Origin of the sequence: Parabacteroides merdae ATCC 43184, assembly GCF_025151215.1 — a bacterium.
In the GTDB taxonomy this organism is placed as follows: domain Bacteria; phylum Bacteroidota; class Bacteroidia; order Bacteroidales; family Tannerellaceae; genus Parabacteroides; species Parabacteroides merdae.
In genome coordinates this window covers 3,369,024-3,390,916 of sequence record NZ_CP102286.1, presented here as the reverse complement: position 1 = coordinate 3,390,916, position 21,893 = coordinate 3,369,024, and the positions used below count along the sequence as shown (strand labels likewise).

14 protein-coding genes are annotated in these 21,893 nt (G+C 46.8%); 13 read left to right on the top strand and 1 reads right to left on the bottom strand.

What is annotated here, in order from left to right; genetic code table 11:
• The first annotated feature begins 52 nt into the window (after window positions 1-52).
• From NQ542_RS13970 to NQ542_RS13960, 3 genes are read left to right on the top strand one after another with little or no spacing between them, the layout of a single operon-like run.
• Complete coding sequence (locus NQ542_RS13970) at window positions 53-661, top strand: outer membrane beta-barrel protein (RefSeq protein ID WP_005633666.1); 609 nt, start codon at window positions 53-55, stop codon at window positions 659-661.
• Window positions 662-717: 56 nt separating this feature from the next.
• Window positions 718-1,743 carry a Holliday junction branch migration DNA helicase RuvB gene (gene ruvB, locus NQ542_RS13965; RefSeq protein WP_005645102.1) on the top strand — a complete coding sequence of 342 codons (1,026 nt, stop codon included), beginning with the start codon at window positions 718-720 and terminating at the stop codon, window positions 1,741-1,743.
• 34 nt (window positions 1,744-1,777) lie between these two features.
• Window positions 1,778-3,286 (top strand): lipopolysaccharide biosynthesis protein, encoded by a 1,509-nt coding sequence (locus tag NQ542_RS13960; protein WP_005633664.1) that lies wholly within the window; start codon window positions 1,778-1,780, stop codon window positions 3,284-3,286.
• 52 nt (window positions 3,287-3,338) lie between these two features.
• On the opposite strand, the gene NQ542_RS13955 is transcribed toward NQ542_RS13960, so the two are convergent.
• Window positions 3,339-5,408, bottom strand: coding sequence for a sensor histidine kinase (locus NQ542_RS13955; protein WP_005633663.1), 2,070 nt, complete (start codon window positions 5,406-5,408; stop codon window positions 3,339-3,341).
• A 254-nt stretch (window positions 5,409-5,662) separates the two neighbouring features.
• On the opposite strand from NQ542_RS13955, the gene NQ542_RS13950 reads away from it, so the two are divergent.
• The 10 genes from NQ542_RS13950 (at window position 5,663) to NQ542_RS13905 (ending at window position 21,790) form a co-directional block, all read left to right on the top strand.
• Entirely contained in the window at window positions 5,663-7,021 is a 1,359-nt protein-coding gene (locus tag NQ542_RS13950) for a TIGR00341 family protein (RefSeq protein WP_005633661.1), read from the top strand.
• A gap of 19 nt (window positions 7,022-7,040) precedes the next feature.
• Window positions 7,041-9,173: a S46 family peptidase gene (locus NQ542_RS13945; protein ID WP_354532393.1), complete on the top strand. Its 2,133-nt coding sequence runs from the start codon at window positions 7,041-7,043 to the stop codon at window positions 9,171-9,173.
• Between the two features lie 647 nt (window positions 9,174-9,820).
• Entirely contained in the window at window positions 9,821-10,048 is a 228-nt protein-coding gene (locus NQ542_RS13940; RefSeq protein WP_005633656.1) for a hypothetical protein, read from the top strand.
• 73 nt (window positions 10,049-10,121) lie between these two features.
• Window positions 10,122-10,565, top strand: a complete 444-nt coding sequence (locus tag NQ542_RS13935; RefSeq protein WP_005633655.1) for a hypothetical protein — start codon at window positions 10,122-10,124, stop codon at window positions 10,563-10,565.
• A 107-nt stretch (window positions 10,566-10,672) separates the two neighbouring features.
• Window positions 10,673-12,205: a tetratricopeptide repeat protein gene (locus NQ542_RS13930; protein WP_005633654.1), complete on the top strand. Its 1,533-nt coding sequence runs from the start codon at window positions 10,673-10,675 to the stop codon at window positions 12,203-12,205.
• A gap of 622 nt (window positions 12,206-12,827) precedes the next feature.
• Window positions 12,828-14,867 carry a TonB-dependent receptor gene (locus NQ542_RS13925; RefSeq protein WP_227945693.1) on the top strand — a complete coding sequence of 680 codons (2,040 nt, stop codon included), beginning with the start codon at window positions 12,828-12,830 and terminating at the stop codon, window positions 14,865-14,867.
• Between the two features lie 143 nt (window positions 14,868-15,010).
• On the top strand, window positions 15,011-16,585 hold the full coding sequence (locus NQ542_RS13920) for a sulfatase family protein (protein WP_005633648.1): 1,575 nt from the start codon (window positions 15,011-15,013) through the stop codon (window positions 16,583-16,585).
• An 81-nt stretch (window positions 16,586-16,666) separates the two neighbouring features.
• Entirely contained in the window at window positions 16,667-17,107 is a 441-nt protein-coding gene (locus NQ542_RS13915) for a hypothetical protein (protein WP_005633646.1), read from the top strand.
• A 49-nt stretch (window positions 17,108-17,156) separates the two neighbouring features.
• Window positions 17,157-19,442 (top strand): glycosyl hydrolase family 95 catalytic domain-containing protein, encoded by a 2,286-nt coding sequence (locus tag NQ542_RS13910; protein WP_005633644.1) that lies wholly within the window; start codon window positions 17,157-17,159, stop codon window positions 19,440-19,442.
• A gap of 5 nt (window positions 19,443-19,447) precedes the next feature.
• Window positions 19,448-21,790, top strand: coding sequence for a beta-galactosidase (locus NQ542_RS13905; protein WP_005633642.1), 2,343 nt, complete (start codon window positions 19,448-19,450; stop codon window positions 21,788-21,790).
• Window positions 21,791-21,893 lie beyond the last annotated feature (103 nt).

The window sequence follows — 21,893 nt, the reverse complement described above, 5'->3', positions numbered from 1 at the left end:
TCTCATTTTCCCGGTCATGTCAACAAAGTCAAACCAATAAAAGAGAGTTGATATGAAAAAGAGTGTGATGTTTTTATTGTTGAGTTTAGTGTGTTTATCTGTTTCCGCACAAAATGGGAAAGTGAAAAGTGGGGTAATAGGTGGTGTTTCGATGGATTGGTATAAGGATGAGGCGATGTCTAAAGGCAACGTTGGGTTTAATATACCGGATATGAAGCCTTCTTTTCATGTGGGATATCAGTTGCAGTTCGAATTGAAACACCGTTTATCGGTGGATGCAACTTTATTATATGGGCAGAAGCGGGGAGAAATTGCCTCGGTTGGCAATAAAGCGACTCCCGTTAAAGGTTACAAAAGTAAGTTTGCAAGGAATTACATGGCTTTGAACGGAGTTTTGAATTATAATCTGATCGGGAGGCTGAAGGTAGGAGTAGGAGTTGAGCCTACTCTCCATTTTAAGGATAATATTATGATTGGGAAGACAATCAAATCTGCCTTTGACGTGCCGGTCGTCGTCAAAGCCGCCTATGCTTTCAAATACTTCGATCTGGCCCTGACATACAAACATGGAACTTGCAATGTAATGAAAGGAGTCCCTTATATGAAATCGGGACGGACACGTGATCTGCAAGTTTCTATCTTTGTCCCGATATTCCGGTGACACAAGTTCAGAACCCGGTAATTCTTATTATCTTTGCCAGTCAAAGTAATAAGAGTATGGAAGATGAATTTGATATAAGGGATGCACGGGTTCCGGAGAGCGAACGGGAGTATGAGAATGCGCTTCGTCCGCTTTCGTTTCATGACTTCAGCGGACAGGCCAAAGTGGTCGAGAATCTGAAGATTTTCGTGATGGCGGCCCGGATGCGTAAGGAGGCGCTCGACCATGTGCTGTTGCATGGACCTCCCGGATTGGGAAAGACTACATTATCCAACATTATAGCGAATGAATTGGGAGTCGGCTTCAAGGTGACTTCCGGGCCGGTGCTGGATAAACCGGGCGATCTGGCGGGAGTGCTGACTTCGCTGGAGAAGAACGATGTCCTTTTTATCGACGAGATCCACCGGTTGAGTCCGATTGTGGAGGAATATCTGTATTCGGCGATGGAAGATTACCGGATCGATATCATGATCGATAAAGGGCCGAGCGCCCGTTCCATCCAGATCGACCTGGCTCCGTTTACGCTGGTGGGGGCGACGACTCGCAGCGGTTTGCTGACAAGTCCGCTCAGGGCGCGTTTCGGGATCAATATGCACCTCGAATATTATGAGATGGAGACGCTGACGAAGATCGTGCTGCGCAGTGCCGATATCCTGAATGTGAAATGCGAGTTGAGTGCTGCACGCGAGATTGCTTCCCGTAGTCGTGGTACACCCCGTATAGCGAACGCGTTGCTGCGTCGTGTGCGTGATTTTGCACAGGTGAAAGGATCCGGAGAGATCGATAAGGCGATTTCCTGCTATGCCCTGGAGGCATTGAACATCGACCGTTACGGCCTGGATCAGATCGACAATAAGTTGCTGACGACTATCATCGACAAGTTTAACGGCGGACCGGTAGGATTGACGACTATCGCGACTGCCCTGGGAGAAGATCCCGGAACGCTGGAAGAGGTTTACGAGCCTTTCCTTATCAAAGAAGGCTTTATCAAACGTACGCCCCGCGGCCGCGAGGTGACGGAGTTGGCTTATACCCATTTGGGACGGCTTCGCCCCGATGGAATACAAAGTTCGTTATTTTAATTGTCAATTATCAATTGTCAATTGTTTTTAAGTTATGGCAGGAGGAATGAAGCGTCTCGCAGGAGAGACCGCAATTTATGGTGTCAGCAGCATTGTCGGGAAATTCCTGAACTGGATGCTGGTTCCGATGTACACGCGTGTATTGGCTACCGAGAGCGATTTCGGGATTGTGACGAATCTGTATGCCTGGACAGCCTTGTTGATGGTGATATTGACGTATGGGATGGAGACCGGCTTTTTCCGGTTTATGAACAAGAAGGAGATCAAGCTCCCGATGCGGGTATATGCGACGACGTTGTTCAGTCTGGCATTCACTTCCGTCCTGTTTATGGTGTTTGTGTTCAGTGCGCTGACGCCGGTCAGTAACTTTCTGGGATATGGTGCGCACCCTGAATATATTGGGATGATGGCGGGGATTGTGGCGGTGGATGCCTTCTGTTGTATTCCGTTTGCTTTCCTCCGGTATCAGGGGAAGGCGGTTCGCTTTGCGGCGATCAAGCTGCTGAATATATTCCTGAATATCGTATTGGTAATATTCTTCCTGATCGCTTGCCCGTGGCTGTATGAATGTGCGCCGAGGTTGATAGGCTGGTTTTATGTGCCCGGCTATCAGGTGGAGTATATCTTTGTCAGCAATGTGGTTACTTCGGTGGTGACATTCTTGCTTTTGGTGCCGGATATGATACCCGGGTTGCGCGAGAAAGCCAGTTTCGTGTTGTTGAAACAGATGTTGAGATACTCGTTCCCGATCTTGGTCTTAGGGATTGCCGGGATTTTCAATCAGACGGCGGATAAGATTCTGTTCCCTTTCCTGTTCGAAGATAAGGATTATGCAGCTACCCAGTTGGGGATTTATGGAGCCTGCTTCAAGGTGGCGGTGGTGATGGTGATGTTTATCCAGGCATTCCGGTATGCCTACGAACCTTTTATTTTTGCCAAGAATAAGGATGACGATAATACGAAAGCATATTCGGAGGCAATGAAGTATTTCATTATCTTTTCGTTGATTATCTTCTTGGGCGTGATGTATTATCTGGATATTCTGAAATATTTTGTGGACGCCAAGTATTATCCGGGATTGCGTGTCGTGCCGATCGTGATGCTGGGCGAACTGTTCTTCGGGATCTATTTTAACCTGTCGTTCTGGTATAAGTTGATCGACCAGACGCAATGGGGAGCCTACTTCTCGACGATCGGCTGCGTGGTGACCGTGTTGATGATCGTGTTGCTGGCGCCGGTTTACGGTTATATGGCGTGTGCTTGGGCTTCGTTTGCCAGCAACCTGTTGATGATGATTCTTTCTTATGCGATCGGGCAGAAGAAGTTCCCGATTCAATACGATATAAGATCAGCCGTTATTTACGGCATATTAGCGGTTTTATTCTATGCAGCTGGGATGTTGCCCCGGATCGATTCGGAAATCCTTCGCTTGGGCTATCGCACGGTTCTACTCCTGATTTTCCTGGCAATCATCATTAGACGCGATCTTCCGTTAAGCGAATTGCCTTATATCGGGAAAAGGTTTGCATCTAAGAAAAACTGAACTAGTTAAATGATGATTTATGGGGCACGTCTGCCAAAAGAAAACCTGTTGGCTATTTGTAGGGATTAATTGGAAGCCGTAAAATGAACCGGGCTCCCCCGGTGTAACAGGTATCCAGTTTGAGGGAACCGTTGAGGCGTTGGGTGATGAGGCGGCAGAGGTAGAGGCCGAGGCCCGAACCGGGGATAAAGTCGTCGTTCTTGGTGAAACGTTCGAAAATCCATTCGCTCTTGTCTGCCGGAATTCCGCATCCTGTGTCGGTAACGCAGATACACATAATCCTTCCTTCTTCTTCGGGCCGGTAGGAGAGCGTGATGCTTCCCTGATTCGTGAACTTGTTCGCGTTGCTCAGCAGATGGGAGATGATAATGCCGAAATGATTCGGGTCCGAATAGATCAGGTCGTTGCTTTTGTCACCTTCGACCTGGTAATGGATATCCGGCTTCTGCTGTAACTTTTTCAATTTGTTCATCTCGTGGTGACAGAGCAGGCCGATGTGGACCGGTTCCAGCGGGAGGACCTCGTTGCTGCTGTCCAGTTGGGCGATTACCAGCACATCGTTCATCATGGAGGTGATGTTGTGGCAGTTCGTATAGATGATCTTGCTGAATTCTTTTTTCTCTTCCGGGCTTATACCGTCGCTGGTGATCAGTTCGGCAAAGCCATTGATCGCATTTAGCGGCGTGCGCACTTCGTGGCACATATTCTTGATAAAGGCGTTCTTCATCCGTTCGCTTTCCTGTGCCTTTTCACTGGCGATAATGACCAGCCGGTTCGATTCCTGCAATTCCTTGTATAGCGATTTGATCTTTCCTAGGCGGAAGAATATGAAGATTCCGAAGCAGATCGAAAGAATGAGCAACGCGAGGAATAGATATAACTGGCTCCGGCTCTTTTGCAGGTCTATTTCCAGTGCCTTTTTCTCGACCACCAGCTCGTCCACATGCTTTTTGATCTCCAGGTCTTCGACTTTTTTTTCCATGCTTCGTGTGCGTGCGGAATCCAGGAGTACGGAATATTCCTTGTAGGCTTCGTAGGCATCTTTGTATCTGTGCAGACTGTCGAGACAGTCGATTTTGTCTTTTAGTGTCAGGACGATGTTTTCGGTCAGGTCGAACTGGAAATCGCCGTGGCGGAAATAATAGATGACCGAATCGTTGTAATCTGCGGCTTTCTGGAAATCCCGTATTGACTTATAATAGTTGAGCGAAGTGAAATAACGGTCATATTCAGCGGAGAATGCAGCATCTTCAGGATATTTCCTGTTCAAGTCGATGAAGTAGTTGAAATAGTGGGTTGCCATATCTTTCCCGACTGTTTCTGCTGCGGTAGCCAAAGTAGAGTAGGCGTTCAGCAGATGCCGTTTGCTTGTGTACGGGCGCTTCTTCATCTCTTTTGTGTCAGCATATTCCTTTTGCATGTTCAAGTAGCGGAGGGAGGCTTTCACCCGATTTTCGGGAGTCGCTTCCATAAGGCTTAGTATGTTGAGCGTATTCAGGCGGAACAGATACGAATAGCGGAGCGGGATGTTGTCCGACAGTTCGATCAGGTTGTTCATGTAATAACATACCTCTTTATAGATAGCATCCTGGTTTTTCGGATCGACCCGGTTGCTGTTCGCCATACCGAGGAGATAATAGTTCGATATTTTGTCAAGAACCGGCATGTCTTTTTCCGTTTCGAGGCGGAGTTTGTATTTTTCAATCAGTTTCATCCGGTCTTCGCCTTTGGTGTAATAGACAACACGGACATCCATGATCGTTTTCATATACGTGACGAGGAAATCGCGTGCTTTCCCTTTCAGCTCCCTTTCGGCTTCGGCGAGATACACCTTTGCGCTGTCTTTGGCATCGGTATTCACGTAAAAGCGCAAGATTTCGGTCAGGGCCGCTTCCTTATAATAGTCTTCGTCTTCTTCAAGTGCGAGCCAATAGAGCTGTTTGGCATATTCCACCTGTTCTTCCTGTCGGGAAAGATCCATCAGATTAGTCATGATTTCCAGTTTTTGCAGAGGAGAAGAGGCTGACGGCAAGGCTTCCGACAGTGAATCTTTTACTGCTGTATTTCCCTCCGTAGCGAGGGAAAAAGCGAGTAAGTATATCAGGAGAATGTAGTATTTCATCTTGTTTACCGGGATTTATTGAGAGTGTTCGTTGTCGTTTCTGTGTTGTGCATTTGCAAAGTTACGTGAAAATCAATAATTATCAGGATATATACTCCGCTTATTTTATGTTCACAGCTCTTATTTTTTATTTCGAGATACTATTTCTATCTTTGTGCGGTTTAGGCGATGTGTTAAAACGGTTGTGAGAGAGTGTTAGCCATTATAAAGGCCGTTTTACGGGATGTTCGTATACAAACGTTGATTTTAATAGGATGGAAAAAGGATTGTTGCACAAGCAGATTAGGGACTTCTTTGTCCGTAATTTCGATGTCCGTCAGGAAAAAGAGGATGAACTCGAAACGATCGAGTCTATCCGGAAAGGCATAGAGTTTAAAGGGACGAACCTTTGGGTTCTGATCTTTGCGACCTTTGTCGCCTCGCTGGGTTTGAATACGAACTCGACGGCGGTGATTATCGGTGCGATGTTGATCTCCCCGCTGATGGGGCCTATCATGGGGTTCGGCCTGGGACTGGGAATCTCCGATTTCGACCTGATCAAGCGTTCCTTCCGTAATTTTGCCACGGCGACGGTATTCAGCGTCATCACTTCGACGCTCTTTTTCCTGATTTCCCCGATCAGCGAGGCGCAGAGCGAGTTGCTGGCTCGTACGCAGCCTACCGTTTATGACGTCTTGATCGCCTTCTTTGGCGGCCTGGCGGGGATCGTGGCGAGCTCGACCAAGAGCAAGGGGAATGTGATTCCCGGCGTGGCGATCGCTACGGCTTTGATGCCGCCGCTTTGTACGGCCGGATTCGGATTGGCGAGCGGTAACCTGTATTATTTCTTCGGTGCTTTCTATCTCTATTTTATCAATACGGTGTTTATCAGTCTGGCTACCTACGTGGTGGTCCGCCTGCTGAAATACCCGAAGAAGGTCTTTTTAAACAAACAGCGCGAGAAGATCGTGACGAGATATGTCGGGGTGATCGTTTTCTTTACCATCGTGCCGAGCCTTTTCCTGAGCTACAACCTGATCCGGGCCAGTTACTTCAATGACCGGGTGCGGACGTTTGTCGCGGATGAGTTGAGTTTCCCGAACACGCAGATATTGAGCAAGACGGTGACCGATACCAGCGATAAGAAAGAGGTGAAAGTAGTCCTGATCGGCGAGACCGTGCCGGAGACGATGATTGCGAACGCCCGTGCCAAGATGCCGAAATACGGCTTGAAAAACGTGGGCCTTGTCGTGCAGCAGGGTTTCGGGCAGGAAGCCACCGACATTAACGAGTTGAAAAGCCTGCTGATGCAGGACTTGTATAAGAATAGCGAAGAGGTTCTTCGGGCGCAGTCCCTCCAGATCGATTCGCTGAAACGCGACCTGAACAAATATCACAGTTACAATCATCTTACGTCCGAGCTGATGCCGGAAATGAAAGTCCTTTTCCCTTATATCAAGGAAGTCTCTTGTGCGCATACCTATCTGATGGATATGGATAGCATTAAACCCGATACCGTCCTGTTAGTCTACCTGAAAAGCAAAGAAAAAGTACGTGAGGCGGAACAGGAAAAGATCAAGAAATGGCTTGCCGCGCGTGTAGAACAAAAGAAAATCAAATTAATTATTGAATAACGAACAAAGAATGAATCGTATGAAGAAGTTGTGGGCAGTGTTACTGCTTCTCGTTGCTTCAGGCCAAGTGTTTGCCGATGAGGGCATGTGGGTACTGAAAGAGTTGAATAAACAAAACCTGGAGAGGATGAAGGAGTTGGGATTTACTCCGTCTTACGAACAATTGTACAGTGAAACTGACCCGTGTGTAGCCAATGCCGTGGTGATCTTCGGAGGAGGATGTAGCGGTATCACCGTCTCTAATGAAGGACTGATTTTCACCAACCACCATTGTGGTTTCGGTTCGATCCAGCAGTTAAGCAGTGTGGAACACGACTACCTGAAAGACGGTTTTGTTTCCCAGAGTAAGGAAGAAGAGTTGCCGGTTCCGGGCCTGACGGTCCGCTACCTGCGTGAGACGGTGGATGTGAGCGATCGCATTAATTCACAGATAGCTTCGATCAAGGAAGAGCACCTGCGTCTGGCCGCAGCCGACTCGATCGGGCAGGCGATGGCCGATTCTGTAGGAAACACGGAGTTCCAGGCTGCCGATGTCGTGCCTTTCTACAATAATAATAAGTATTTCCTGATCGTCTATGATGTCTTCAATGATGTCCGCATGGTATTCGCTCCGCCCAGTTCGGTCGGAAAATTCGGCGGCGATACGGACAACTGGATGTGGCCGCGCCATACGGGCGACTTCTCCGTGTTCCGCGTATATGCCGGAGCCGACAACAAGCCGGCTGCCTACAGCAAGGATAATAAGCCATACCAGCCTAAATACGTGGCTGAAGTGTCATTGCAAGGTTATCAGGACAAGGATTATGCGATGACGATCGGTTTCCCCGGCAGCACGGACCGCTACCTCTGTTCATGGGGTGTGCAGCAGCGTATCGAGGATAGCAACAAGCCTCGCATCGAAGTGCGTGGCATCAAGCAGGCGATTTGGAAAGACGCGATGTTGAAGAGCGACGAGGTGCGCATCAAATATGCTTCCAAATATGCCGGCAGCTCCAACTACTGGAAAAACTCGATCGGCATGAACAAGGGGCTGGCCAACCTGAAAGTGATCGACCGTAAACGCGAAGAGGAAGCCGCTTTTGCCGCTTGGGTGGCACAGGATGCAAAGCGTAAAGAGGTGTACGGCGACGTCCTGAACCTGTTGGAAAAGGGATATACTTCTTCCAGTGAATATAAGAAGATCTCCACCTACCTGGGCGAAGCGTTCCTGAGCGGCGCCGAGATCGTGAAGCTGGCGCGCATGATCCAGAGCGTGGATGTGAAAGGTTCTACCCCTGAAGAAATCGATATCTTCCTCGAAGACAATATCAAGTCTTTCTTCAAGGATTATGACGCAAGCCTTGACCGGAAGGTGCTGGCGGCTATGATGAAGATCGTAAAGGAACGGGTTCCGGCAGAGAATCTTCCGGATATCTACAAGAAGGTGGACAAAAAGTATAAAGGCGATTATGAAAAGTATGCCGCCGATGTATTCAAGAAGACATCCATCCTGTCTTACGACAATATCGCCTCCATGCTGAAGGACCCGAAGAAATATGCGAAACTGAAGAAGGACCCGGCTGCCGAGTTGAGCCTGTCCGTCCTCATCTCCCTTTTCGAATTGCAACAGCTCACGGGTGATTCTTATTACGATATCGCTAAGGGCGAACGCCTCTATTTTGCCGGCCTGAAAGAGATGCACTCGGAGAAGGCTTTCGCTTCGGACGCCAACTTTACGATGCGTGTGAGCTACGGTTCCATTGGCGGCTACCGTCCGTACGATGCTGCCTGGTATGATTACTATACGACCCAGAAGGGGATCTTCGAAAAGGAAAACCCCGAAAGCGACGAGTTCTGGGTGCAACCCGAAATCCTCAACTTGATCCGTAGCAAGGACTTCGGCCAGTATGCCAACAAGGACGGCGAATTGCAGCTTTGCTTCCTCTCGAACAACGACATCACAGGCGGTAACTCCGGCAGCCCGGTGTTCGACAAGAACGCCCGCCTGATAGGCCTCGCCTTCGATGGTAACTGGGAAGCGATGAGCGGCGACATCGCCTTCGAACCGGATTTGCAGCGCACGATCAGCGTCGACATACGCTATGTGCTCTACATGATCGACAAGTGGGGGAAATGCCCGCGGTTGATCGAGGAATTGAAATTGGTGAAATAATAGTGGGGGCGGATTCCTTTTGGCTTGATCAGAAAGCGACCAAAGGAAGTTTACCTGAATATATTATATTAAAAAAGTGCCGGGAAGGATGGAGTGAAACCTCCTTTCCGGCACTCTGTTTATATGACAAGTGTGCTTTTTCTGTTTTATCAATCTTGCAGACATCCACATCACAATTCAGCAATAAGAACGGCAGCAGCCATTTCATATAAATGTTTTGCAAAACCAACCATCATACTATCATATCCGTTCGTATATTGGTTTAAACCAATATGTTATGGCATGAGAGTTGCCATTTTGAACTATCATTCATCTGTCATAACCATCATGGTAAAAAACGATAACTTCTTGTGTGTCAATTGTACGATAAAAACAGGGACCGTTCGGGAACAGGTGCGAAACCTGTTAAAACGGCTTCTTTTTTCATCAAGACAGGCTTTTCTTTTGTCAAAAACAGCTTGCAAAGCCGCTTGAGACCCGGGTGTACCCATCATGGAGACCCGGGTGCGGGAGAGGTGCAGACCCGGGTCTGTGTGAGGTCTTTACGGGGATGCGTGGATGTTTATCCGCCATGTTGGAGGTGCTTTTATGCCTTGTTTTGGCATCTTTTTTGCCGATGGCTGTTTTTTTGGCTGTAAACGGAAAGTATGGAAAAGCCTTTCCGCATCCATACGCTCCTTCTCACACTTACGGCGTTCATCGCCGAACAGGTCAAGATGAGGATGCCTACGTTGTTTCTCCCGCTCAATCCACTGGATAGTAGATGGCTACAAATGTACAACACATTCAGGAAGAATCATACTGTTTGCCGGATTGTTTTTTACTCCCGTGAGGTAAAAGGATATCTATTGTCTGAAGTAGTGAAAGAAGAATGATAACTTTGTGTCAGGTTAGCCTTAATAAATAGAATTTTATCTTTAATTTTGTGATTACTTAATTGCTAAGTTTATGAAAACACAAATACTCAAGGCAACCTTACTTGCTTTTATCATTTTCTTTTCTTGTCATCAGGTAAGTCAGCAACACCCTATATTGGAGCAAGCCGAGAAAGTTATGTCCGAACATCCGGATAGCGCTTTATTCTTGTTGGAACAGGTTGCAACCCCAGAAAAGATGCCGGAGCGCGATTATGCCACTTGGTGCTTGTTAATAACAGAGGCTCGTGATAAGAACTATATCGAACATACTTCGGATTCCTTGATCAATGTCGCAATACAATACTTCGAAAAGAAAAAAGATATAAACCGACTGTCCGAAGCTTATTATTGTCAAGGCAGGATTCTTTCAGAACTGAGCGCTTCGGAAGAAGCCTTAACTGCTTACTTAAAGGCAAAGGAATTGGTACGAGAAACATCTGATCGAGATTTGGAGGCGCTATCAATAATCATTTAGGAACTTTATACTGGAAAAATAGAAAATTTAAAGAAAGTTTAGTTTGCTATCAGAAAAGTTATCGAAATTATAAAATATGTAGGGATACGATTGGAATAATTAATACAATGCAAAATATTGGAGAATGTATGCGTGAGTCTGGACAACTTGATAGTGCTTATCACTATTTAGATGGTGCTTTAAAGCTTGCTAGACAGGGAGGTATTACATCTTATACCGCTTATTTATTGTCCTCTTTGGGCAATATATATACAGAAAAAAAACTATATGAAAAGGCTTTGGCATACAAGAAAGCTTCTTTGAACTATTCAGAAAAGAGAAATACAATCTATTCTTGCTATTATTCTATCGGAAAATTATATGGAAATCTACATAAGTTGGATTCTGCATTGTTATTTGCAGAGATGGCTCTTGCGAGCACTGATTTATATGTGGAGTGTGGTGCTAACTGGCTAATATATACTTTATATGTAAAAAAGCAGGATTATAAGAAAGCATGTACATATAATGAACGTTACCTTTTACTCCGGGATTCAATCGAACAGGTATATCAACCTCAAAAATTGGCGAAAGTAGAAGCTTTATATAATAAAGAGCGTTTAATCAGCAAGCAAAACCAGCAAATGCATACAGCTCGTAGCAGGCAAGATTTCCTGCTTATCTGCTTTCTTTGTGCTTGTCTTGCAATAGGGATAGTCTATGTGATCATGTTCCAAATAATCAGTAAACATAAATTGAGAAATAAAGAAATACAGAAGCTATTGCAGAAAAATGAAAGTCTTTTGCTGAGCGATAAGCAGGAGATGGAGAAAAAAGACATCGCTTTGCAGACTATCCAGAAGCAATTGGAAGAGAACCATCTGTTAATAGACTCCTTGACTGAGACAATCCAGACATTGGAAAATGATAATTTATCTCAACTGGAAATATACAAACAGCAACAGGAAGAGGCTAATATCGAACAATCTAAACTTCTCAAAGAGAAAGAGACGATTCTTAAGCAAAAAGAGGAATTAATAAGCAATAAGGATATACTACTTAGACAGAAAGATACACAATTGCAGTCTATATTAGAAAAAAATGGAAAGTTAGAGCAACGTATTCTTCTTTCAATAAAAGAGAAAGAAGAATTGGAAAGACAAAGAAGTGTACTAAGCCAAGAACTGGATGCAAATGTAAAGGCGCAAAAACAACTGAGCCTGGATTGGGAGTCACTGCGGCTTCAGCAAGAAGAACAATTGCGAAAAGAACAAGAGGTAGCCGGTGAACTCAAACAAAAATCCAGGATGTATGAAGCATGGATACAAAAATTGATTCATCAAGATGAATTTTTGCTTAATCTATCCGATAATAGACAACAATTGTATCCTTTAAACTTTAATAAGGATGTGTTTTATGAGCATTTTTCTTCGGTATTTCCTGGATTTGTAGAATATTTGTTCATACAGTATAAATTGGATGAGCGAGAATTGTTAATCTGTTGTCTGGTTAAACTGGGGGTAAAAACTGGTAAAATTGCGACTATACTAAACTTAGCACCAGATACGATCACAAAACAGAAAGCCGAGATAAAAGAAAAATACTTTAATGTGTCTGAAAAGCAAAGTTTAGACCGATTTCTTGAAAAATTATTATGGTAAAATCCGGTTTTTTGTCTGGTCGAATCCGGTTTTTGAAAGTAAAAGTGAATTTTTAATGTATGAGATCAGATTTATATGTCTGAAAATTAGTAAATTATTTGTTTTTTATTCTATACTGAACTTATTTTTTCTAATCCGGTTTTTTTTGTGTTTTATGTCTGAAATTTGCATTAGAATTTAGAAAGGTAAGAGTTATGAATAAAAATTTGCTTATTTTTATGGATGGTATTGTATGTTTATTTTTTCTGACTTCAGAATGGAATAACATGCTGTCCTGATTATGTGAAGGTTCTTTTATGATTAAGAGCTAAGCATGGTCAAGGCGGTTTTAAAATTTTGTAGGATACAATGAAAGCATTATTCATAATTGTTTTATGTTTATTGAATACATTATTAGAGGCTCAAAATATTTGTTTGAAGGGGCGTCTTGTAGATGAACATAAAAATGCGGTCTCTTCTGCAACAGTTCGCTGTTTCATACACGATTCAGTGTTTGTAAAGGGAGATTATCAGTGATAGTTCCGGTAATTTTTCAATAACAGCACCTGTTTCTCCTTCTGGATATAAATTGGTTATAAATTATATTGGTTATAAGGAACATGTCCTTCATACAAAGGGCGATTTGGGTGAATTGCAGTTAGGTGATATTGTTTTGATAGAAGAAAGTAATAAGCTGGATGAGGTTGTTGTCACTGGTCGACAAATAACGCGTACTACTGATAAGGTCTTGTATTTTCCTTCCAAAGAACAGTTACGTCATGCATCGGATGGTTATAAAGCATTGGCGTTAATGATGATACCGACATTGGATGTCGATCCGTTTACAAAAAAGGTATCGACTATTCAAGGAGAAACATTGCTCCTCATCAATGGACGGGAAGCTTCGAGCGATGAGATCCGAAACCTGAATCCCAAAGATATTCTCCGTATTGATTTTTATGATCAACATCATCCTGAATATCCGAATGCGAATTCTGTTGTCGACTATATTTTAGAACATCATGATAGAGGAGGGATGGTCGCTATGAATGGGCAACAGCATTTGAATAAAGGAAACGGTAGTTATGGAGCTACAGGACAGATTTTTAACAAAAAGTCCGAGTTTATTGTTTCAGTTTCAGACAGCTATAATAATTATACTCCTAAACGTGGCTATGAAACTTCGACTTATTTAAAATCGACAAAGGAAACGATCGTGAATGAAGCTTCAAGTTTACCCTCTCCTCAAAATAGTAATAGTATAAATAGCTATTTTAATTATCTTTACCATGATAAGCACAATCAACTTTATACAACTTTAGTCTTGAATCAGGAAAAATCGGATGAGGATGATTTAAGTATGCAAACGTACAGCAATGACCCGGTCCGGTATAAAGTGGATGACAATTCTTCTTCTCATAATTTTAATCCTGCTTTGAGGATAGAATATACCGGGAGTCTAAAACACGAACAGTATATACGTTTCCGTTTAAGTGGAAATTACAATCAGAATAAGTATGACAGACAGTATGAGGCTTTACAAAATGACAAAATTACTTTAGCTTATAATACACATGCAAAAGAAAATAATTATAGGGTAATTCCTCAACTGATGTATAGGAAAACTGTACGAAAAAGCGATGTTCTCTTTGTCCTGTTGAACTATGACCATACTTATGCCCATACTCAATATGAAATCGATGGACAGCTTTCGGATGATTACCAAACAAAGGGAGAAGGGAGGTTGACATTAGGATATGCTTTTCGGTTAAAAAATAAATTGAAAATGACTGTTCAATGGGCCGATCAGTTGACTTATATCGATAATAAGAAAGAATCTTCTTTACAACATTTTTTCAGTCCCGGACTTTTTATGACTTATATGATTAATGAGAATAATTCGATACGTTTTACCACGGCTCTTGAATCGGGTGATCTTGGGTTGCAATATCGTTCTTTAACAGAGCAAAGAATTGATAAATATCAGATACGCAGAGGTAATCCAGAGATAAAGGTATTGAAATTTTATTTGACGGGTTTGACTTATTCTTTAAATACGCCTGTTTTCAATCTTACTTATCATACTTCGTTTGAAGTGACGACAGATGTCCCTTATGAACGAGTATCTTATGATGAAAGCCGGAATTTGTTTATACATGATTATGCCATAGCTAAATCCGGATTTGATTTAGTGACAGGTCCAAGAATGAAGCTAAATGTCATACCTGGAAAATTGACATTCGATTTGGCCGGATATTATAAAAAACGAGTTATACATGCATGGAGAAAATTAGATGTCAATTGTTTTTATGCTTCAGCTAAATTGTTGTTTATATATAAAAATTTCATGGCTTCCGGACAACTCATAACTCCCCAAAAGAATTATGATGATGTCGGAGTTTTCTATCGTACTCCACTTATCTACAATTTTAACGTAGGATATAATCTTAATAATTGGAATTTTGAATTAGGAACACGTAATCCATTTTCTACTTTTGTAAAAAAGAGAGAGTATATTTCGGATATCTATAGCTCATATTCCCGGAATTATGGTCCGAAAATAAACGATCATGTATTTTATGTGAATGTGAGTTATCGGTTCAACTGGGGTAAAAAGCATACATTTAAGCAAATAGAAATAGAGAAGACAAGAAACTCCGCCATATTGAAAGCAAATGAATAATTAATTATAGATATGATTTTTTCGGAAATCGATAAGGTTCCTTGTCATGTTGCAAATGAAACGAGGGGTTTCATTTGCAAGATAAAGTTGTTGGTATCTATTTAAATTCATTACTTTTGTAGGAAAGAAAAACAAAAAATGTCATGAAAACATTCGATCAACTAATCATCACGACCGGCTTTTTGGCGTCTGCCTCTCCTGCGATGGCAGACGAAGAGCCGGAAGCGGACTCTGGACGCCCGAACATCCTTTTCATCCTTTCCGACGATCATACCTCGCAGGCGTGGGGAATCTATGGAGGAATACTGAGCGAATACGTGAAGAACGAGAATATCCGCCGCCTGGCGGCCGAGGGGTGCGTGCTTGACAACTGCTTTTGCACGAACTCGATCTCCGTGCCCAGCCGCGCGGCTATCATGACAGGCGCCTATAGCCATCATAACGGGGTCTATACGCTTGAAGACAGGCTCGATCCGGCTTTGGACAATATTGCGAAACGCATGCAGGAGGGAGGGTATCAGACTGCCCTTTTCGGCAAATGGCATCTCAAGACGCAGCCGTCGGGTTTCGACACCTTTTCGGTTTTCCATGACCAGGGGGAATATTGGGACCCGCTTTTCAAGACCGCGGAGGGCTGGATAGACGATGATAAAGGGAAAAGCGGCAAGGTGGAGAAGGGCTTCTCGACCGACCTGGTGACCGACAAGACGATCCGGTGGATCCGTTCGCGCGATAAGGACCGACCCTTCATGATGTGTTGCCATTTCAAGGCGACGCACGAACCGTGGGATTTCCCCGAACGGTTGAAACATATTTATGACGGAGTCACGTTCCCCGAACCGGCAAACATGATGGAGTTCGGGCCGGAAGAATCCGGGCGTACGTTCCCCGGACAACCGTTGGAAGATATGGCCCGCCGATGGGGGATCGCCTCGAAAGACCCGGATTCCTGGTGGTGCAAGTATCCGGAACTGCCTTTCTCCATAGAAGGAATGGACAAGGAAGATGCGCGCCGGAAAATCTATCAGAAGTTGATTCGCGACTACTTGCGTTGCGGAGCGGCCATCGATGACAATATCGGTCGCCTGCTGCGTTTCCTCGATGAAGAGGGGCTGTCCGAGAATACGATCGTAGTCTATGTCTCCGACCAGGGTTATTTCCTCGGCGAGCATGGCTTTTTCGACAAGCGCATGATGTACGAGGAGCCGCTTCGCATGCCGTTTGTTATCCGCTACCCGAAGGAGATCCCGGCCGGGACGCGCAATTCCGACATCATCCTCAATATTGATTTTGCTGCTACGCTGGCCGACTATACCGGGGTGGACGCCCCGTCGTGCAGCGAAGGCCGCAGCTTCCGCGACAATCTGAAGGGCGAGACTCCGCGCGACTGGCGGCAGTCCATGTACTATCGCTACTGGACGCACCACAAGATCCGTCCCGCCCACATGGGCATCCGCAACCATCGCTACAAACTGATGTTCCTCTACGGCGATCCGCTGAATGCGACCGGATCGGATAAGGCTCCCGTCACGCCGTCGTGGGAGTTCTACGACCTGCTCGCCGACCCCCACGAAGACCATAACGTCTACAATTCCCCCGCTTATGCCGGTGAAATCGAAAAGATGAAGCGCGAGCTGCTGCAACTGCGTCGCGAGGTTGGCGATACCGATGCCGCAACGCCCCGGATGCAGGAGATACTGGATAAGTATTATTGGTAATCCTCCTTTCTTCATCTTCTTGTACTCCAGCGGCGGCATCCCCATGATCTTGCTGAAGAGGCGGGAGAAGTAGTCGGTATCTTGGATGCCTTCTGGGAAAGCAAAGGGTTGGTAACCCCTGAGAAATACCGTGAATCATGTGCTCCGATCGTCCTGCTGGCGCGCCTTCAGAAGCGTGCTTACACAAATGCGGAGACCTTTACTGCGAAGATGGGCATCTATCATTTCGGTCCCGAAGCGATCCGTAAAGGGCAGTTGACTTGGCAGCTCGAAAGCGAAAGCGGAGAGATTGCGGCAAGCGGCAAGCAGTTTGGCCTTGTGGTCGATCCGGTTAAGGATATAGAGAAACGCCCGGCCATGCAACAATTGCTGACATCAGTCCGCAACTATGTCGCTTCCGACCGTTTTGCCCCGACTGTTACCCTGCAACTTTACGAACTCGATGCTTTGTTCGACTATAACAAAATCCGGGAGACGGAAACTCGTTCGGACGAAGCTATCAAGCAGTTATTAAATCAATAAACCGTATCTTTGCAGGAGACAAAGAAAGAATAATATCGATTTAATACGAATGAAAAAGGAATTTTGGCTAACTTGCATAAGCGTATGCCTATTGGCTGCCTGTTGCGAAAAGGAGTCACTGCCTGTCACACCGACAAGCAGTGACTTGCAGTTTGGTCACTTGGCCAAGACTTGGGATGAAGGAATCCCGTTGGGAAATGCCACAGTAGGAACATTAGTCTGGCAACGCGATTCTGTGCTACGTTTTTCGCTGGATCGAACGGATCTCTGGGACTTGCGCCCGATGGATAGTATTGCAGGACCGAACAATCGTTTTGCCTGGGTCTGTGAGCAGGTGAGGAAAGGAGATTATCTGCCGGTGCAGAAGAAGTTCGACCACCCCTATAATGCTTTGCCTGCCCCGTCTAAGATACCGGGGGCGGCTTTGGAGTTCCCGTTGAAGATCGGAAAAGTCTCTTCCGTACATCTTTTCCTCAATAATGCCCTTTGTGAGGTGCTTTGGGAGAACGGGACGAAGTTGCAGACGTTCGTGCATGCCAGCGAGCCAGTCGGATGGTTTGTCTTCGAGAACCTGCCGGATACGGTTTCGCCGGAGATCATTGCACCCCGCTACAGCAATCCGGACGAGGTCGCAGGCGACAACTCGCATGCCGGTCCGGCCCTGGGACGCCTCGGATATAAACAGGGGACGATACAGAAGGAAGCCGGTACGACCACTTTCCATCAGGAAGGGTGGGGAGGCTTTTCGTACGATGTGGTCGTCCGTTGGCAGCAGAAAGGCGGCACGCTCAGCGGCGTATGGAGCCTGACTTCTTCTTTGGCCGCCGACCGGGCCGACCAGGAAACGGCAGAAGCGATGGAGCGTGGCGTGGAGGCAGACTACCGCTCGCATATGGACTTCTGGAAAGGCTATTGGGCACAGTCGTCCGTCTCGCTGCCGGATACGCTCCTGCAGAAACAGTACGACAACGAGATGTACAAGTTCGGGTCGGCTGCCCGCGAGGACTCTTATCCGATTTCCCTTCAGGCAGTCTGGACAGCCGATAACGGGATGTTGCCGCCCTGGAAAGGAGACTACCATCATGACCTGAACACACAGTTGAGTTATTGGCCTGCCTATACCGGCAACCATTTGCAGGAGGGGATGGGCTATCTGAATACCCTCTGGGAACAGCGTGATGTGTATAAAAAATATACCCGAGAGTATTTCGGGACGGACGGGATGAATGTTCCCGGCGTTTGCACCCTGACCGGCGAGCCGATGGGCGGATGGGTACAGTACTCCATGTCGCCGACGGTCAGCGCATGGCTGGGACAGCATTTCTATCTGCATTGGAAGTATTCGGCCGACCGCATTTTCCTGAAAGAGCGGGCCTACCCGTTTCTGAAGGACGTGGCGACTTATCTCGAACAGATCTCCACAGTCGATGCTGACGGAGTACGCCGGTTGCCGCTGAGTTCCAGCCCGGAAATTTTCGACAACTCGATCAATGCGTGGTTCAAGGATATGACAAACTATGACCTTTCCTTGATGCACTTTGCTTTCAATGCCGCTTCCGAGCTGGCTTCCGAATTGGGGTTGGCAGACGAGGCTGCCCACTGGAAAGCGATCGGTGCTCAACTGCCCGATCTGAACCTGGATGAAGACCGGGCTTTGACCTTTGCAAAAGGTTTCCCTTACGACCAGTCGCACCGTCATTTCTCCCACGCCATGTCGATCCATCCGCTCGGCCTTATTGATTGGAGCCAGGGCGGGAAATCACAGGAGATTATAAAAGCGACCTTGAAGAAGCTACAGGATTTCGGTCCCGATTACTGGTGCGGCTATTCCTATAGCTGGTTCGGGAATATGAAAGCCCGTGCTTTCGATGGGGAAGGGGCTGCCGATGCGTTGCGCACCTTTGCCGAATGTTTCTGCCTCCCGAATACGTTCCATGCGAACGGCGACCAGACGAAAAGCGGAAAGTCGAAATTCACCTACCGTCCGTTTACTTTGGAAGGAAACTTCGCCTTTGCCGCCGGTATCCAGGAGATGCTGCTCCAGAGCCATACGGGCGTTATCCGGGTGTTCCCGGCTGTACCGGTTGCCTGGCAGGATGTATCTTTCGACAAACTGCGTGCCATGGGCGCTTTCCTTGTCTCGGCCGAAAAGGTGGCGGGGCAGGTGCGGCAAGTCCGTATCTTGCCCGAACAGGGCGGGACGTTGCGTCTGGCTATCCCTGAAGGATGCAAAGTCGCTTCCGTAACGGGCAACAAGGGAGATAAACTGGAGAAGGAGGGAGTCCTGATTCTGGAAACAGAGAAAGATAAAACAGTGACAGTACAATACAATTAACTTATATGAAACACGTAAACAAGATTTTAGCAGGATTGATAACCTGCTGCGTTATCCTCCTGCTCTCAGGATGCAGTCCCAGACAAGGGGAGAAGCACGATTTTTCTATCGGGAAGGGAACCTTCCTGCTGGATGGCAAACCATTTGTGATTAAGGCGGCGGAGATACATTATACCCGTATCCCCGCCGAATACTGGCAACATCGTATTCAGATGTGCAAGGCACTCGGCATGAATACGATCTGTATCTATGCGTTCTGGAATATCCATGAGCAGAAACCGGGCGAGTTCGATTTCAAGGGGCAGAACGATATTGCCGCTTTTTGCCGGCTGGCCCAGAAAGAAGGCATGTATATCATGTTGCGTCCCGGCCCTTATGTCTGCTCTGAGTGGGAGATGGGCGGACTGCCCTGGTGGTTGTTGAAGAAGGAGGATATCAAGCTCCGTACCAACGATCCCTATTTCCTCGAACGGACGAAGCTGTTCATGAACGAGATCGGCAAGCAGTTGGCTGACTTGCAGGTGACCCGGGGCGGGAATATCATCATGGTACAGGTCGAGAACGAGTATGGGGCATATGCTACCGACAAGGCGTATATCGCCAATATCCGCGATGCGGTGAAGGCGGCAGGCTTTACGGATGTCCCGTTGTTCCAGTGTGACTGGAGCTCTACTTTCCAGTTGAACGGTTTGGATGATCTGGTCTGGACGATCAACTTCGGGACAGGAGCTAATATCGATGCCCAGTTCAAGAAGTTGAAAGAGGCACGCCCCGATGCTCCGCTGATGTGCAGCGAGTTCTGGAGCGGATGGTTCGACCATTGGGGACGCAAGCACGAGACGCGCGATGCCGGGGTGATGGTTTCCGGTATCAAGGACATGCTGGACCGCCATATCTCCTTCTCGCTCTATATGGCGCACGGGGGGACGACTTTCGGACATTGGGGCGGTGCGAACAGCCCGGCCTATTCCGCCATGTGCAGCTCCTACGACTATGACGCCCCGATCAGCGAGGCGGGGTGGGCGACTCCCAAATACTACAAGTTACGTGAACTGCTGACACAATATGCCGATTCCGGTCAGGTCATACCCGATGTCCCGGCAGCTTATCCTTTGATCGAGATCCCGGCGTTCACCGTCGGCGAAGTGGCTCCGCTGTTCGACAATCTGCCTGCTCCCCAGGCTTCGAAAGAGATTAAACCGATGGAGCAGTTCGACCAGGGTTGGGGAACGATCCTCTACCGGACGACTCTGCCTGCCGTAAAGGAAGGAACGACCCTGTTGATCGATGAGGTGCATGACTGGGCGCAGGTCTTTGCCGATGGCAAACTGTTGGGCCGTCTGGATCGTCGCAGAGGTGAAAACACGGTGGTTCTGCCGGCTTTGGCAGCAGGAACGCGCCTGGATATCCTGGTAGAGGCGATGGGACGTGTCAACTTCGATGTTGCCATCCACGACCGTAAGGGGATTACGGATAAGGTGGAACTGATCAGCGACACCGGCAGACAGGAACTGGAAGACTGGCAGGTTTACAGCTTCCCGGTCGATTACGCTTTCGTACAGGACAAGAAGTATGCAGCGGGAGACAAACTCGACGGACCGGCTTATTACCGGACTACTTTCGAGCTGGATGAAGTCGGAGACGTGTTCCTCGACATGCAGACCTGGGGAAAAGGCATGGTTTGGGTAAACGGAAAGGCGATGGGCCGCTTCTGGGAGATCGGACCTCAGCAGACTTTGTTTATGCCCGGATGCTGGTTGAAGAAGGGAAAGAACGAGATCATCATCCTCGACCTGTTAGGCCCGGAAAAGGCTGTAGTGGAAGGCCGGAAGGAACCGATCTTGGATATGTTGCGGGCTGAAGCCCCGGCTACCCACCGTGAAGAGGGGCAGACGCTGAACCTGAAAGGTGAGAAACCGGTTGCCAACGGTGCGCTGAAACCCGGAAACGGCTGGCAGGAAGTGAAGTTTGGTCAGACTGTCAAGGGCCGCTATTTCTGCCTCGAAGCATTGGATGCACAGGATGGCAAGGACAATGCCGCTATGGCCGAGTTCTATCTGTTGGACGAAGACGGCAAACCGCTCCCCCGCCAGCATTGGAACATCTCCTATGCGGACAGCGAAAGCACGCAGTGGGGTAACTTCACTGCCGATAAGATCTATGACTTGCAGGAATCTACCTATTGGAGCACGAAGCGGGGAGACAAATATCCGCACCAGGTCGTGATCGATTTGAAGGAAGAGCAGACGATATCCGGTTTCCGCTACCTGCCCCGTGCAGAAGAAGGATTCCCCGGCATGATCAAAGGATATAAGGCGTATGTGAAAGCTACACCTTTTGCGATGTAATTCTGTCTTCGCTCTTCCGGGCTAGCACAGGAACGAATAAAAGAAAAAAGGTTATAGGGAATTTTATTTTACCCTATAACCTTTTTTCTTTTACGTTTATAAC

Excerpts from the sequence above, each read along its gene's own strand:
- NQ542_RS13970 (WP_005633666.1), top strand. The coding sequence starts at position 53 with ATGAAAAAGAGTGTGATGTTTTTATTGTTGAGTTTAGTGTGTTTATCT.
- ruvB (WP_005645102.1), top strand. The coding sequence starts at position 718 with ATGGAAGATGAATTTGATATAAGGGATGCACGGGTTCCGGAGAGCGAA.
- NQ542_RS13960 (WP_005633664.1), top strand. The coding sequence starts at position 1,778 with ATGGCAGGAGGAATGAAGCGTCTCGCAGGAGAGACCGCAATTTATGGT.
- NQ542_RS13955 (WP_005633663.1), bottom strand. The coding sequence starts at position 5,408 with ATGAAATACTACATTCTCCTGATATACTTACTCGCTTTTTCCCTCGCT.
- NQ542_RS13950 (WP_005633661.1), top strand. The coding sequence starts at position 5,663 with ATGGAAAAAGGATTGTTGCACAAGCAGATTAGGGACTTCTTTGTCCGT.
- NQ542_RS13945 (WP_354532393.1), top strand. The coding sequence starts at position 7,041 with ATGAAGAAGTTGTGGGCAGTGTTACTGCTTCTCGTTGCTTCAGGCCAA.
- NQ542_RS13940 (WP_005633656.1), top strand. The coding sequence starts at position 9,821 with ATGGAAAAGCCTTTCCGCATCCATACGCTCCTTCTCACACTTACGGCG.
- NQ542_RS13935 (WP_005633655.1), top strand. The coding sequence starts at position 10,122 with ATGAAAACACAAATACTCAAGGCAACCTTACTTGCTTTTATCATTTTC.
- NQ542_RS13930 (WP_005633654.1), top strand. The coding sequence starts at position 10,673 with ATGCAAAATATTGGAGAATGTATGCGTGAGTCTGGACAACTTGATAGT.
- NQ542_RS13920 (WP_005633648.1), top strand. The coding sequence starts at position 15,011 with ATGAAAACATTCGATCAACTAATCATCACGACCGGCTTTTTGGCGTCT.
- NQ542_RS13910 (WP_005633644.1), top strand. The coding sequence starts at position 17,157 with ATGAAAAAGGAATTTTGGCTAACTTGCATAAGCGTATGCCTATTGGCT.
- NQ542_RS13905 (WP_005633642.1), top strand. The coding sequence starts at position 19,448 with ATGAAACACGTAAACAAGATTTTAGCAGGATTGATAACCTGCTGCGTT.